Origin of the sequence: Catenuloplanes indicus, assembly GCF_030813715.1 — a bacterium.
Classification (GTDB): domain Bacteria; phylum Actinomycetota; class Actinomycetes; order Mycobacteriales; family Micromonosporaceae; genus Catenuloplanes; species Catenuloplanes indicus.
This window is the reverse complement of record NZ_JAUSUZ010000001.1, coordinates 3,828,164-3,842,054: the sequence shown is the minus strand read 5'-3', so window position 1 is coordinate 3,842,054 and position 13,891 is coordinate 3,828,164. Positions and strand designations below refer to the sequence as shown.

The 13,891-nt window shown below is 70.6% G+C and carries 13 protein-coding genes and 1 pseudogene; 4 read left to right on the top strand and 10 right to left on the bottom strand.

All coding sequences use genetic code 11. The features are described from left to right. Positions 1–5: 5 nt before the first annotated feature. From J2S42_RS17250 to J2S42_RS17230, 5 genes are all read right to left on the bottom strand, one after another. Positions 6–392, bottom strand: coding sequence for a helix-turn-helix transcriptional regulator (locus tag J2S42_RS17250; RefSeq protein ID WP_307248809.1), 387 nt, complete (start codon positions 390–392; stop codon positions 6–8). Between the two features lie 74 nt (positions 393–466). Continuing rightward, on the bottom strand, positions 467–1,492 hold the full coding sequence (locus J2S42_RS17245; RefSeq protein WP_307248807.1) for a hypothetical protein: 1,026 nt from the start codon (positions 1,490–1,492) through the stop codon (positions 467–469). Positions 1,493–1,568: 76 nt separating this feature from the next. Further along, positions 1,569–2,669 (bottom strand): mannose-1-phosphate guanylyltransferase, encoded by a 1,101-nt coding sequence (locus J2S42_RS17240; RefSeq protein ID WP_307240393.1) that lies wholly within the window; start codon positions 2,667–2,669, stop codon positions 1,569–1,571. Positions 2,670–2,780: 111 nt separating this feature from the next. Beyond that, complete coding sequence (locus J2S42_RS17235) at positions 2,781–3,926, bottom strand: glycosyltransferase family 4 protein (RefSeq protein ID WP_307240391.1); 1,146 nt, start codon at positions 3,924–3,926, stop codon at positions 2,781–2,783. A gap of 307 nt (positions 3,927–4,233) precedes the next feature. Beyond that, positions 4,234–6,162 (bottom strand): acetoacetate--CoA ligase, encoded by a 1,929-nt coding sequence (locus tag J2S42_RS17230; protein ID WP_307240389.1) that lies wholly within the window; start codon positions 6,160–6,162, stop codon positions 4,234–4,236. A gap of 97 nt (positions 6,163–6,259) precedes the next feature. Here J2S42_RS17230 and J2S42_RS17225 point away from each other — a divergent pair, with 97 nt between their 5' ends. Then, positions 6,260–7,294: a hypothetical protein gene (locus J2S42_RS17225; RefSeq protein ID WP_307240387.1), complete on the top strand. Its 1,035-nt coding sequence runs from the start codon at positions 6,260–6,262 to the stop codon at positions 7,292–7,294. A gap of 33 nt (positions 7,295–7,327) precedes the next feature. After that, positions 7,328–7,894 (top strand): Uma2 family endonuclease, encoded by a 567-nt coding sequence (locus tag J2S42_RS17220; protein WP_307240385.1) that lies wholly within the window; start codon positions 7,328–7,330, stop codon positions 7,892–7,894. Positions 7,895–8,134: 240 nt separating this feature from the next. Here J2S42_RS17220 and J2S42_RS17215 read toward each other — a convergent pair. The 3 genes and pseudogenes from J2S42_RS17215 to J2S42_RS17205 all read right to left on the bottom strand — a co-directional run. Beyond that, a pseudogene (locus tag J2S42_RS17215) lies at positions 8,135–8,356 on the bottom strand (IS5/IS1182 family transposase); the annotation flags it as partial. A gap of 174 nt (positions 8,357–8,530) precedes the next feature. Next, positions 8,531–8,947: a hypothetical protein gene (locus tag J2S42_RS17210; RefSeq protein WP_307240383.1), complete on the bottom strand. Its 417-nt coding sequence runs from the start codon at positions 8,945–8,947 to the stop codon at positions 8,531–8,533. 695 nt (positions 8,948–9,642) lie between these two features. Further along, entirely contained in the window at positions 9,643–9,936 is a 294-nt protein-coding gene (locus tag J2S42_RS17205) for a hypothetical protein (RefSeq protein ID WP_307240381.1), read from the bottom strand. 52 nt (positions 9,937–9,988) lie between these two features. Here J2S42_RS17205 and J2S42_RS17200 point away from each other — a divergent pair, with 52 nt between their 5' ends. Next, a complete protein-coding gene (locus tag J2S42_RS17200) occupies positions 9,989–10,249 on the top strand; it encodes a hypothetical protein (RefSeq protein WP_307240379.1) in 261 nt (86 codons plus the stop codon). Between the two features lie 168 nt (positions 10,250–10,417). Here the strand turns inward: J2S42_RS17200 and J2S42_RS17195 are convergent, their stop codons facing one another. Then, the gene (locus J2S42_RS17195; RefSeq protein WP_370879399.1) at positions 10,418–11,512 is read right to left on the bottom strand and encodes a coenzyme F420-0:L-glutamate ligase; all 1,095 of its coding nucleotides are present in this window, start codon (positions 11,510–11,512) and stop codon (positions 10,418–10,420) included. Between the two features lie 220 nt (positions 11,513–11,732). Further along, a complete protein-coding gene (gene cofD, locus J2S42_RS17190; RefSeq protein ID WP_307240375.1) occupies positions 11,733–12,689 on the bottom strand; it encodes a 2-phospho-L-lactate transferase in 957 nt (318 codons plus the stop codon). A 117-nt stretch (positions 12,690–12,806) separates the two neighbouring features. On the opposite strand from cofD, the gene J2S42_RS17185 reads away from it, so the two are divergent. Next, positions 12,807–13,850, top strand: a complete 1,044-nt coding sequence (locus J2S42_RS17185) for a hypothetical protein (RefSeq protein WP_307240373.1) — start codon at positions 12,807–12,809, stop codon at positions 13,848–13,850. Positions 13,851–13,891 lie beyond the last annotated feature (41 nt).

Below are 13,891 nucleotides of genomic sequence, written 5' to 3'. Positions count from 1 at the left end.
GCCGCTCACCCTAGGCGTGCCGCGGTGACCTGGACTTCTCCATTCCTGACGGCATTCCGGACCGGCCGGGTGACCGCCTTCGCCACGCACGACGGCAACTCAGCGGCGGCGACAGACCGCCGGTAGACGCCCGGTGACACGCCGACCAGCTCGGTGAACCGGGTGGTGAACGTGCCCAGCGAGGCGCAGCCGACCGCGAAGCAGACGTCGGTGACGCTCAGGTCGCCGCGCCGCAGCAGCGCCATCGCACGCTCGATCCGCCGGGTCATCAGGTACGAGTACGGCGACTCACCGTACGCGAGCTTGAACTGCCGGCTGAGGTGCCCGGCGGACATGTGCACGTCCCGGGCCAGCGCCTCCACGTTCAGCGGCTGCGCGAACTCGCGGTCCATCCGGTCGCGGACGCGGCGCAGCAGCTTGAGATCGCGCAGGTGCGGAGTGCTCACTGCGCGATGATGCCACAGCCTCAGGCGAACCAGAGCGCGATCCGGTGGTCTTCATCCGTCACGTAGTACGGATGCCCGTCGATCTCGGCCAGGCCCTCCACGTTCCGGAACGGCGCGAGCTCGGCGACGACCTCACCATGACAATGAGGCAGCGAGAACCGCACGTGCCGGCACTCCACGCCGCCGCCGTGCGGGTGGTCGTCGATCAGGATCGAGCCCTTGTTCAGCGCGTCGATCGAGCCGATCACCGCGTCGAAGCTGCCGTCCGGGCGCGCGGTGATCGCCCGGAAGCCGGTCAGCGTGCCCGGCGGCGTGACGCCGGTGAGCACGTGCACGCCGGCCACCTCGGGCCAGGTGCGCGCGTCGTCGTCGAACATCGCCTCGACGCCGTCGATCTCCAGCAGGATCGGCTCACCGGCGGTGGTGACCGGGAAGCGCAGCCCGAGCAGCAGCGTGCCGGCCGGGGTGAACGCGGCGGCCTCGACGTTCACCGGGTGGTCGCCCGGGGCCAACCGCCGGGTCCACCGCTTGCCGCGGGCGGTGCCGCGCTGCGTGGTCTCCACGATGAACCGGGCCTGGGAGCGCTCGCCGGGCGGCAGCGTGTCGATGCCGTGGGCACGCAGCGCGTCGTTGAACGCCCGGTGCAGCCGGAACTGATTGCGGACGATCTGGATCGGCACCGGGCCGCGCGCCGCGTCCGCCTCGCGGAACCGGGAGAAGAACGCGCGCCGCGGGCGCAGCGGGCCGGCCTTCGAGCCGAAGTGCGAGCCGATCGCGTAGACCCAGCCGTCCTTGTAGGCCAGCGCCTCGCCGTCCTCGGTGCGGCCCGCCTCCCGGCCGGGCAGCACGCTCAGGTGATGGGCGAACCAGTGGCCGGGGTGGTCGTCCTTCTCCAGCAGCAGCGCCAGGCACTCCTCGACCGGGCCCTCGTCCAGCACGGTCCAGAAACCGTGCCGGGCACCGTGCGCGGCCAGCAGAGCCTTCGAGTGTACGGGTAGCAGGTCACTGGCCTCGTTGCCCGCGACGGCGAGCTCGACGGATGTCAGGTGGTCCACCGACACAGAGTAGGAGGTCGTGACCAGGGCCGGAACCTCAATCGAAGCGCCGGCCCTGACTTGAGACTCAGACGAGCGCGTGCTCGCCGCGCTGCTTGAGCTCGTCGACGAGCTGCTTGACGTCCTGCGCGCGGTCGCGCGGGCAGACCAGCACCGCGTCCTCGGTGTCCACCACGATCAGGTCGCGGACGCCGAGCGCGGCGACGAGGCGGCCGGAGTGCGGCACCACGACCAGGTTGCTGGCGTCGCGGATCAGCACCTTCGGCTTGTCACCGGACGTGTCGCCGCCGAGCACCATGTTGCCGGACTCGTCCGTGCTGAGCACCTCGCCGAGCGTGTGGAAGTCGCCGACGTCGTTCCAGCCGAAGTCGCCGGAGACGGTGGCGACCTGGCCGGCCGCGGCCGCGCCCTCCATCACCGCGTAGTCGACGGAGATCTTCGGCAGCGTCGGCCACACCTCGCCGAGCACGTCCTCCTGCTCCGGGCTGTCCCACGCGGCCGCGATGCGCGAGATGCCGGCCGCGAGCTGCGGCTGCTGGCGGCCCAGCTCGGCGAGGAAGACGTCGACGCGCCAGACGAACATGCCGGCGTTCCACCGGTAGCGGCCGGACGTCACGTACGACTCGGCGACCTCGAAGGACGGCTTCTCCTTGAACTCCGCGACGCGCAGCAGCGGGCCGCCGTCGATCGCGTCACCGCACTCCAGGTAGCCGTACCCGGTCTCGGGGTGGGTGGGGTTGATGCCGACCGTCATCAGCAGGCCGGACTCGGCACCCTTGATCGCGTCCTTGAGCACCTCGACGTACGCGGCGCCGTCCGCGATCAGGTGGTCGGCCGCGAACGAGCCCATCACGGCTTCCGGCTCGCGGCGCGCGATCACGGCCGCGGCCAGCGCGATCGCGGCGCACGAGTCACGCGGCGACGGCTCGACCAGGATGTTGCCCTCGGGCAGGCCGGACAGCTGCCGGGCCACCGCGGCGGCGTGCGACACGCCGGTCACCACGAGCGTCCGCTCCGCCGGGGCCAGCGGCGCCAGGCGAGCCACGGTGGCCTGCAGCAACGACTCGTCGGTGCCGGTCAGCGGGTGCAGGAACTTGGGGTGACCGGCACGGGACAGCGGCCACAGACGCGTGCCGCTTCCGCCCGCCGGGATGACGGTGTAGAACATGGGCGCCATCATGCCCGGTCAAGATGAGTGCTCAAGCGTGCCACACATATACAGATGGTAACGATCAGTTACGCACCGATTACTTAAACGGGCATTGCCGGTTACTCCGGGTCAGGCCGCCGCGCGCGTCCACGCGGCGACGTGCACGTCCGCGCTGGACTCCCAGGTGAACTCCTTCGCGCGGTCGAAGCCGGCCTTCGCCAGCGACCGCCGGCGTGCCTCGTCGTCCAGCAGCGCACCCAGGTCGGCCGCGATCTGGTTGGGCGCCTCGGACGTGTAGGCCACCGCGTCGCCACCGACCTCCGGCAGCGACAGCCGCGGCGTGGTGAGCACCGGGGCGGCGCACGCCATCGCCTCCAGGATCGGCAGACCGAAACCCTCACCGTACGACGGGTACGCCGCGACGAGCGCGCCGCCGAGGAAGCCGGGCAGGTCCGCGTAGCGCAGGTAACCCGGGCGCAGCAGGCGCAGGTGCGGCGGGACCTCGGACACGGCCCGGTCGATGTCGTCGTCGTGCCCCTGACCACCCGCGATGACCAGCGCCGGCGGATCGTCCCGCTCGGCGACCGCGCGCGCCCAGCCGCGGATCAGGTTCGGCACGTTCTTCCGCGGCTCCTTGGCGCCGAGGAACGCGACGTACTGCATGCCGCCGAGGCCGAGCCGGGCCCGGACGCGCGCCTTCTCCTCGTCGGTGGGCGCGTGGAACGCGGTGTGGTCGACGCCGTGGTACGCCACGTCGATCATGGTCGGGTCCGCATCCAGCAGCCGGATCAGCTCGTCGCGGGTGGCCTTGCTGGGCACGATCACCCGGTTGGCCCGGCGCAGCGACGTCTTGATCGCGCTGCGGAAGAACGTGCGCTTGGACTTGTCGTAGTGCTCCGGCTCGGTGAAGAACGTGGCGTCGTGGACGGTCACGGTCACCGGGCACATCGCGCGCAGCGGGCAGGTGTAGAACGGCGAGTGCAACACCCGCGCGCCGACCTGCTGGGCCAGCATCGGCAGGCCGGTCTGCTCCCAGGCGAGCCGGGCCGGGCGGTGCGCGACCGCGGCCGGTGCGGCGATGATCTCGGCGCCGGGCAGCATGCGCGCGTATCGCTCGGTGTCCGTCCGCAGCGCGACCACGGCCAGGTCGACCGCGCTGCCGACCATGCCGCCGAGCGCGCCGAGCAGGCCGTCGACATATCTGCCGACCCCACCGCGGTCGGCGGGGACGCTGGTGGCGTCGACGAGAACTCGGGGCGGTTGACCGGCGGTCACAGGGCGACTCCTCGATCTGTCAGTGAATATCGATCCGGGTGCGAAAACATGCGGCGCGGGGGCACGGCGACCGGAGCAAGCCTACGCCGATCCGGTTCTGCGGCGATGTCCACGACGCGACGGTAAGGGGTCTTTCCATCCACCGATCACACGGCATTGTCGGATCTTCCGCTCACCCTCATCGCCGTGAGCAAGAGCGGTCACACTCCGTACACCTTGATGGTCCTGCTCTGAAGATTTTGACCGATTGCAACGCCGTGACCTGGTCCGGTTCAACGCCCAGCACCGAATTCGCAGGATGTGCACATCACTGCGTCGCGTGACGCCGTGCGGCGAGTTGCTCGAACGCGGTCAGCGACTCCGGGTTCGCCAGTGCGCCCTTCGCGGCCGCCGCCCCGGCCGGTGTCCCGCCGAGGATGCGCTTCACCGGCACCTCCAGCTTCTTCCCGGACAGCGTCCGGGGCACCGCGCCGACCGGATGGATCTCGTCCGGCACGTGCCGCGGCGACAACCCGGTGCGCAGCGCATGCCGCAGTGCGTCCAGATCAAGATCAAAACCCGCCGACGGTACGACGAAGAGCAGCAACTCGTCGCTCTCCTCCAGGTGCACGACCAGTGAGTCCGCGACCTCGTCCAGGCCCTCCACCACCGAGTAGAACTCCGCGGTGCCGAGCCGCACGCCGCCCCGGTTCAGCGTGGCGTCGGACCGGCCGGTGATCACGCAGGAGCCGTCCTCGCCGATCGTGATCCAGTCGCCGTGCCGCCACACGCCCGGGAACACGTCGAAGTACGCCTCCCGGTACCTGCTCCCGTCCTCGTCGCCCCAGAACCCGACCGGCATGCTCGGCATCGGCGCCGTGATCACCAACTCGCCGAGCTGGTCCAGCACCGGCTTGCCGGCCGGGTCGAACGCCTCCACCCGCGCGCCGAGCGCCCGGCAGGCGATCCGGCCGGCGTGCACCGGCAGCAGCGGCGAGCCACCCACGAACCCGGTGCACACGTCCGTACCGCCGGAGAGCGAGTCCAGCCGCACGTCCCGGCCGACCGCGTCGTAGACCCAGTCGAAGCCCTCGGCCGGCAGCGGCGCGCCGGTCGAGCCGATGCCGCGGAGTCCGGGCAGCTCCGGTGGCCGCACGCCAGCCTTCCGGCAGGCCATCAGGAACGGCGCGGACGTGCCGAAATAGGTCGTTCCGGTCTCCGCGGCCAGCCGCCACATCGCGCCCAGGTCCGGATGCGCCGGGTTGCCGTCGAACAGCACGATCGACGCGCCCACGGCCGGGCCGGAGACCAGGAAGTTCCACATCATCCAGCCGGTGGTGGTGAACCACAGGAACCGGTCGCCCGGGCCCAGGTCGTGGTGCAGCGCCAGCATCTTCAGGTGCTCCAGCAGGATGCCGCCGTGCCCGTGCACGATCGGCTTCGGCAGCCCGGTCGTGCCGGACGAGTAGAGCACGTACAGCGGATGGTCGAACGGCACCGGCTCGAAGCGCAGCGGCTCGGCGGTCGGCGCGGCCAGCTCCGCCCACGGCTCCGCGTCCCCCTCGTCGTCACCCAGATAGGTGATCATTACGGCGTGGGTGAGCGACGGCAGCGCGGCCCGGATCTCCGCGACCTCGGCACGCCGGTCGATCGCCTTCTCGCCGTACCGGTAGCCGTCCACCGCCACCAGCAGCTTCGGCGCGATCTGCCGCCAGCGGTCGATCACGCTGCGGACGCCGAACTCCGGGGCGCAGGACGAGAAGATCGCGCCCAGGCTGGCCGTGGCCAGCAGCAGGACCAGCGTCTCCGGGATGTTCGGCGCGTACGCCACCACCCGGTCACCGCGCCGGACGCCTCGGGCGCGCAGACCCGCCCGTACCCTCGCGACCTGGTCTTTCAGGTCCTCGGCGGTCAGATCCTGGGGCGCCCTGGTCTGGCTTCGGGCCAGCACCACCGGGCCTTCCCCGGTGCCTTTCCGCAGAACGTGCTCGGCGTAGTTGAGCGTCGCGCCCGGGAACCAGCGTGCGCCCGGCATCGCCGGATCGGCCAGCACCTGCCGCGGCGGGTCGTAGGCGTGCACGCCGAAGTGCTCCCAGATCGACGACCAGAACGCCGGGAGATCGGCGACCGACCATTCCCAGAGCGCGCGATAGTCCGCGAAGCGCAGCCCGCGTTCCCGTTCCAGCCAGGCCAGATAGGCGCCGACCCGGCTGGTGTCGCGGACGTCGTCAGGTGGTGACCACAGCGGTGTGCCCATGTCATGATGGTGCCCTAATAAGCGTTAAGGAGTAAGTGGACTTTCGCGGTGCGTCCCAGAGATGACCGGAAAGCCGGAAAACGGTACGGTGCGCGCTATGCGACACATCTGGAGTCTGATAGCCGGGTTGGTGGCGGCACCACTGACGTGGCTCCTGCTCGCCACCGGCCAGGCCTCCTCCTCCGAGCTGATCGCCGGCTGGGTGGCCGCCGGTCGCGGGTGGGACACCCACGACCTGATCGAACCGGCCGCGTTCCTGCTCGTCGCCGGCGTCCTGCTCGGCATCGTCGCCACGCTGCGCATCTCGCCCGTGGGCCCGCTGGTCGCCGGACTGCTGCTGATCTCGGGGTACGTGGCCACGTTCATCGACCCGCTGGCGGTCCGCGACGTCCTGCCGAACGACTGGGTGATCCTGGACCGTCCGGTCCCGCTGCACGTGCCGCTGAACAACGGGACGCTGGCCGTTCTTGGGGTGCTGCTGCTGGTGGCGCCGTTCAGCATCCAGCGCTGGCGCCGGTGGCCGGTCGCGGCGGCCGCACCTGCCGCTGAGGCTCCCGACACTGACGAGACCGGCGACGCGGCCGCGACGTCCGAGACCTTCGCCGGATCCGGGGCCTCCGAGGCGTCCAGCGCTTCCGATGTGTCCGAGTCCGACGATGTCACCCAGGAGCTGCGGCCAGTGTCGCCGGCCGGTCGGCCGGTCGATCCGGCTCCCGCCGCGCTTCCCACGCACCCCGGGCAGGCCGTGTCCTCAGCGCCGCCGGCCCCGGCCGCGCCGACGGCACCTCCGGTGGTCGCCGCGCCGCCGAAGCCGGCCGCGCCGCTGACGCTGGCCAGCGTGTCCGTGCCGGGGCCGGTCGTGGAGAGCCCCGCGACGAAGCGGGCGAAGGGCAGCGCCACGCCGCCCGCCCCTCCGCAGCCGACGCCGCAACCGGTCCCGCAGCCGCAGCCGGGGGACCCCGCGCGCCGGCCGGCGCCCGGCCGCCCCGCACCGACCGCCCCCGAGGGCCCCGCCCCCGACGACCCGCAGGTGCCGACCGCGCGCCGCCCAGAGTCACCCTGGTCCCAGCCCCCGAGCGGCCCGGCCAACCGCACCAGGACCCCCGGGCTAGGCGGCTCGTCGGTATCGTGAGTCCGGTAGCCAAGGACGCTCCAGGAGGTGGGTATGACTGTCGAGATGGTCGCGCCGGACTGGATGCACGAGCTGGTCACAGCCGAGCAGTACGCGACATGGACACCTGAGCAATGCGCGGGCATCGAGATCGTGGATGGGATGATTCTCGTGAGTCCGAGCGCATCCAAGCGGCACAATCGTCTGGCCCGGCTGCTGGCGAATTCCCTGGACGCCGCGGCGGGGCCCGACTGGAACGCGGACACCGACTTCGACGTGCGCCTCCATGACGTCCCGCTGAACAACCGTCGCCCCGATGTCACGGTGTACCGGGCGGACACCATCGACGTCGCCCCGACCCGACCCGAGCACGTGCTTCTCGTGGTCGAGGTGGTCTCACCCGGATCGGAGACGACCGACCGCATCGTCAAGGCCGAGCAGTATGCGCGAGTGGGGATCCAGTTCTACTGGCGTGTCGAGCAGGCCGCCACCGGCGTACCCATCGTCTACACATACGTCCTCGACCCGGCAGCCGGCCGCTACCGCGACGGCGAGGTCTTCACCGGCACGGTGAAGCTGACCGCGCCCTTCCCCATCGAGGTCGATCTCAGCCAGATCTGACGCCACCTCCCATCACGGCGGGGTACTCAGTGAGCCATTTCGCATAACGGACCGAGCAGTGCCTGACGGCCGGAGTCGAGGCCGTCGCCGCCACCGATAGCGTTCCTGCTCACCGTGCCGGCGGATCGGGACAGTGAGGTGATCAAAACTGCGGATGGACGATGAGATCGCGGAGGGGTGGAACAGCCTGAGCGAGGCTCCTGTGAGGGCATCGGATCTTGGTCGACTGCTGTATTAAGAGCGCATGTGGCGCCGTTTGAACGGCGTCCGGACGGTGCCACCGGCGCCCTGGTAGCCCTTGTCCGCGAAGGTCATCACGTTCGCCCCGTGACGCTTGTGTTTGCCGGAGTAGTAGGGCTTCTGGTCGGCAACCCGGTCGATCGGGATCAGGGTGCCGTCGAGGATCGCGTACGCCAGCAGTCGGATGCACCGCATCGCGGCGTCCAGGTCGTCGGCGGCTGCCCGGCCCTGATACTGACCTTCGTCCTATCTGAACTGCACCGCCACGAGTATCGGCGGAGCGCCAATGCCGCCGACTACGCCACCCGGCAGCCCGTGGCATGCCGAAACGGTCCCAACCCTTACCGAGGTAACCTCAATGTCCCGTACGTCAAATTACCTGGGACGCGCGCGACACTAAAATGTATTCCACTCCACCCGGGGAATACTGTCGTATGGACTGTCCAGCCAACCTTCAATGACGAACACCGGCCTTGTCAAGACCACGTCACCGGCACGCTGAACGCGCATCAAAAAGCCAAGATCTGGCGAAGACGGAATACCCTCCTCTGAATACCTGAGGCGCAGATCATATAATTCAGTGTAATTTTCGATCCAGGCTCCATAACCTGAAGGGGCACGCCCGACAAGTTCGCGGCTATCGTGCAGAACCTGTGGGCCGGAAATCGCATCAACCGCAATGCCGGAAAGCATTCGCGAGTCGGAATAATATGCAGAAAGTCCGACATCAGCAAATCGCGCCCAAGGTCCACCGTTGGAGGTGATAATCGCATCAGTCGTCGCGCCACCAGCGGAAGCGACCACGTCAATCACCTCCGAATGCCGCATACCGAAATTCAAGCCACCAACGCATACGAAAGGAATGTAAGACCAAGCGGGCCGTGGTGGGATGTTGATGTCATTTACCGACAATTATCTACCTACGTCCCTTCAGTGTGGTGTGCTCACCCTCACCGGCACCCCACCAAACATGCATTGTATATCCCTTTGGCAGCATGTCCTGAACTGACTCAGTGCAGTTAATCAAATTACTACAAAGTCCACCCTTATTGTTGATTGCCACATGCACCTCCGCTATCACCGGTACGCCGCGGGCGCTCGAACCCAGCGCGGAGGTCTCGCTGCTGCGCATCGCCCGGGAAGCGCTCACCAACGCGGCCAAGCACGCCCCCGGCGTACCCGTGCGAGTGTGGCTTGATTTTGCTGGGCCGCAGGCCCGGTTGTCGGCGCCCGTAACCGCACCGAAGCCACCCGCCAGCGCTGGACCGCCTGACGCCCACCCCACCACGTCCGCGTGACCGGTGAGGCGATCCGATGGTCGCATGCCCGTCGGGTATGCGACGGGCGCTGGCGTGTCGCTTGGCCCACCGTGTGCACTGAGGACTCGCGTGCGGCCGGAAAGGGATGCCGATGCGGCGCTGGTGGAGGGCCCTGGGAGCTACCGAACGGATCACGGCGGTAGGCGTGCTGGTGACGGCGATCGTCGGGATCGTCGCGGCGGTACCGGCCTATGTCGCGATCGTCGGGCACCGAAGCTCGCCGCAGACGAGCCAGTCGACCGGCGCGGAGCCACCGATGAGGCCGACGCCGATCGCCTCATCCGGTGCCCCCACCCCGAGCATCACCGGCCCAGCCGCCACTGCGAGCCCGACGCTCGCGCCGGCGACGACCGGCCCGCCGACGATCGGCCCGGCGACGACCGGCCCGGCACCACCGCCCGAACCGCAACCGACGCCTGAACCTCCGCCGGTCACTTTCGCGATCACCAGCGCGACGACGGTGCCGAACTGCTCCGACGTCACCGGCACCGGGGAACGCCCGGCGGCCGGGCGCACCGCGGTGATCTTCGTACGCGTGGAAGGACACTTGGACTACTTCTACGAGCAGCCGGTGCGGTTCGCGCCCGACGGGCGCAGCTGGCGCGCGAACCGGGTCGTGATCGGTGATGCCACGTCCGCCGGACAGCGCTTCGAGCTACACCTCTACCTGGTCAGCGACACGTACGCCGAGGAACTCGCCGGGCACGACGGCACACCGTATTCCGTACCGAGCGTCCCGGGCGATCGGCTGACCTCGGCCACGGTCACCCGGGACGGCAACCTCGGCAACTGCTGACCGGCTACGGGGTCCCGAACCGGGGCGCCGGTCCGGGTGCCCTCGTGGATCAGGCCCATTGGCGACGTTCACGGGCAGCGTGGACGGCCTCGCAGCCGAACGCTCGTCCCGGCCGAGCGAGATCCGGCCGGTAGTGCTGCAGCACGGGTCCTGATTGTGCCAGCACGATCAGGCCGGGCCGACCGCCAGGAGGATGGGCGGGACGTCGGTGAGGGTGGCCGAGGCGAGGCCCTCGGCGGCGAGGGAGGCGCGCAGGCGGTGGACGTCGGCGCCGAAGCGGATCAGTGCGGGGACGGAGTCCGCCGGCGGGGTGCAGATGATCAGGTCGGTGGTGGCGGCCGGGATCTCGACGCCAGGCGGCGGCGTCTCGCGTACCGTGGCGGGGTTTTTCTCGTGGGTGAAGAGCGTGCCGGGGGCGGCGGCGGGCAGCGCGTGGGAGATGGCGCGGATGACGGCGGCGGTGTCCTCCGCGTCGGGGAGCGCGGGCGCGTGGAACAGCGGCGCGGGCGGCAGGTCGGCGGCGTCGCGCAGGCCGGCGGCGCGCGCCTCGGTGGTGCCGAGCGCGAACATGTCGGTGGCGCCGTCGCGGACCATGACGCGGGCGCCGGGGCCGTCACCGTCCGGCACCGGGAAACGGTAGCCGCGGACCACGGCCACCGGTACGCCGTCGGCCTTGCCCTTGACCAGGTCGGCGGCGGCGGCCAGCTCGTCCGCGACCGCGATCTGGGTGACGTGGAGTTCGTTGCCGAACGAGTCGGTGCGGCCGCGGTGGTCGTCGATCGGGTCGAGGCCGGCGACGCCGAGTGCGACGTCAGTGAGGCCGTTGCGCCAGGGGCGGCCCATGGTGTCGGAGACGATCACGGCGACGGTACGGGACGTGAGCGCGTGCAGCGCGGTGCGCAGTGCGCGGGCCGAGGCGTCCGGGTCTTCGGGGAGCAGCACCAGGCGGTCCGGCTCGACGTTGGAGGCGTCGATGCCGGCGTTCGCCATGACGAAGCCGTGGTGGGTCTGCACGATCCGGGCCGGGCCGCGGCTGGCGACCACCCGGGCGGTCTCGGCCCGCAGCACCTCGGCCTTGGCGGCGTCGCGCTCCGGTCCCTCCGCGGCGGGCACGGTGACCAGCCGGCCCTCGGACTTCGAGACGATCTTGGAGGTGACCACCAGGACGTCGCCGTCCTGCAGCCACGGCGCGGCCTCGGTGATCGCGGCGGCCAGGTCGTCGCCGGGCCGGATCTCGCCGATGCCGGCGACGGGCAGGACCATCAGGTCGGTCACGGGACTCTCTCCGCTCTTTCTCTTCACCACGCCGATGCCGGTTCGTCGCGGCCGGTGCCGATTCACGTGTAGCCGCTCGCACGTCGCTGCGGCGAGGCGGGAGAAGCCGGGAAACCGGCGGCGCCGGATCACCGGAATCGCTGCGCGGCGACGTGCTGTTCCCGTGCAAGCCCTACGCCGTGGAAACGATCATCGGTGGTGGCGGGTTTCACTCGGTCAGCGCGAGGGCGGCGGCCACGATCGCGGCGGTCGCGTCCTCGTCGGTCATCCAGAGCGGCGCGGACGCGACCCGGACGCCGGGGACGGTGATCCCGTCGTCGGTGGTGTCGACCAGCCAGCCGTCCAGCAGCCCGCCGTCGGAGCGCGCCCCGTAGAGGCCGCCGACACCGGCCGCGGTGCACTCGACTCCGATGGTGGCCAGGCACTTGTCGGCCATGCCGCGCACCGGGGAGCCGCCGATGATGCCGGACACGCCGACGATCGGTGCGGGCGCGGCGAGCAGCGCGTCGCGCAAGCCGGGCACGGCCAGGATCGGTGCGATGCTCACCACCGGGTTGCTGGGCGCGATCAGAATCACCTCGGCGGCCGCGATCGCGTCGAGCACGCCGGGTGCGGGCTTCGCCGCGTCCGCGCCGACGAAGACGAACCGGCTGGTCGGTACGTTGCCGCGGTGCCGGACCCACCACTCCTGGAAGTGGATCGCGCGCCGGCCCTCGCCGGGCAGGTCCACCACGACGTGGGTCTCCAGGCGGTCGTCGGTGGCCGGGATCAGCCGGACGCCGGGGTTCCACCGGGTGCAGAGCGCCTCGGTGACCTGGGACAGCGGGTAGCCGGCGTCGAGCATGGTGGTGCGTACCAGATGGGTGGCTATGTCCTTGTCGCCGAGGCCGAACCAGGTCGGCTCCGCGCCGTACGCCTTGAGCTCGCCGCTGACCGTCCAGGTCTCGCCGGCCTGACCCCAGCCGCGCTCGGCGTCGTGCGCGCCACCCAGCGTGTACATGACGCTGTCCAGGTCCGGGGAGATCCGCAGACCGTGCATGCGCGTGTCGTCCGCGACGTTCACCACCGCGGTGACGTCGCTCTCCGGCAGGGTACGGGCGTGCGCCCGCACACCCTGGAGGAAACGGGCACCGCCGATGCCGCCGGCCAAGACCGTGATGCGCATGCCCCCAATCCTTACTCATCGCGCCGGAGGCCGGTCGCGGCGGTCCGGGGCGGACGCTAGGCTGCGCGGGACAACCGCGCCGAACACAACGACGCACATGACTTCCCAGGGGGAGCCGTGACCACCCAACCCGACCCGGCAGCAGCCGGACAGCACCCGGCGCCGGCCGGTAAGAAGCCGGTCCGCGAGCTGGTCGAGCCGCTGCGTGAGATCGCGGCCTTCGTCCTGCTCGGCGCGAACGCGGTCTTCCTGTTCATCGCGTTCCTCAACCTGTCGGTGCAGTTCGGCTACGGCGCGAGCGCGTTCACCGACCGGGCCGCCGCGTCGTTCGGCGACTTCATCAACCTGGTCACCATCGGCTTCCCGCTGATCGCGGTGCTGCTGGCGGTGTTCGTCGCACCTGCGGCGTCGCGGGCGAAGCTGATCGTCACGGTCGCGCTGGCGGAGTTCGCGGTGTCCGCGTTCTTCGGGCTGCTCTTCGGCCTGATGGTCGGCGTGGTCAGCCTCGCGGCCGGCTCGGTGCTGAACGGTTTCACCGCGTTGCTGGCACGCCTGGCCTGGGCCGCGGTCCTGGGCCTGGTGGCGTACGGCGTGTGGACGATCTTCCAGGCGCACTACTACACGCCGCGGCCGAAGCCGGCGCCGCCGGTCCCGGGCATGTACGGGCAGCCGGGGCCGTACCCTGGCCAGCCCTACCCGGGTCAGCCGTACCCCGGCCAGCCCTACCCAGGCCAGCCACAGCACCCCGGCCAGCCGCAGCAGCAGGGTCAGCACGTGCAGTACGGGTTCCCGCCGCAGCAGCAGTACGGTGCGCCGTACGGCGACCCGCAGAACTTCGGGGCGGACCAGACCGCCGCATACCCGGTGCAGCCGCCGCCCGCCGGTTCACCGGCCGTGCCGCAGTACCCGGACCCGCAGTCGGCACCCCCGGCACCGCAGCAGCAGTACTACCCGGCGGCGCCGCAGTCCGGCCCGCCCGCACCGCAGTCCGCGCCGCCGGTCCAGCCTGCTTCGGACCAGCCCGCTCCGCATCAGTCCGCTCCGGGGCAGCCCACGCCGGGGCAGCCCATGCCGGGGCAGCCGTTCCCGGGCCAGCCGCAGGGTGCGGGTTACCCGCCGGCCGTGACCGAGCAGCCGCCGCGAGACGCGGACAATCGCTGACCCATTTATTCCGCTCAGTCGAACACGGGCCGTGTGATCAC

Coding starts and splice junctions, on each gene's coding strand:
- J2S42_RS17195 (WP_370879399.1), bottom strand. CDS start 11,512: ATGGTCCTGCCCGTCGCCGGCATCGGCGAGATCCGGCCCGGCGACGAC.
- cofD (WP_307240375.1), bottom strand. CDS start 12,689: ATGCGCATCACGGTCTTGGCCGGCGGCATCGGCGGTGCCCGTTTCCTC.
- J2S42_RS17240 (WP_307240393.1), bottom strand. CDS start 2,669: ATGTTCTACACCGTCATCCCGGCGGGCGGAAGCGGCACGCGTCTGTGG.
- J2S42_RS17250 (WP_307248809.1), bottom strand. CDS start 392: ATGGACCGCGAGTTCGCGCAGCCGCTGAACGTGGAGGCGCTGGCCCGG.
- J2S42_RS17220 (WP_307240385.1), top strand. CDS start 7,328: ATGACTGTCGAGATGGTCGCGCCGGACTGGATGCACGAGCTGGTCACA.
- J2S42_RS17230 (WP_307240389.1), bottom strand. CDS start 6,162: ATGGGCACACCGCTGTGGTCACCACCTGACGACGTCCGCGACACCAGC.
- J2S42_RS17225 (WP_307240387.1), top strand. CDS start 6,260: ATGCGACACATCTGGAGTCTGATAGCCGGGTTGGTGGCGGCACCACTG.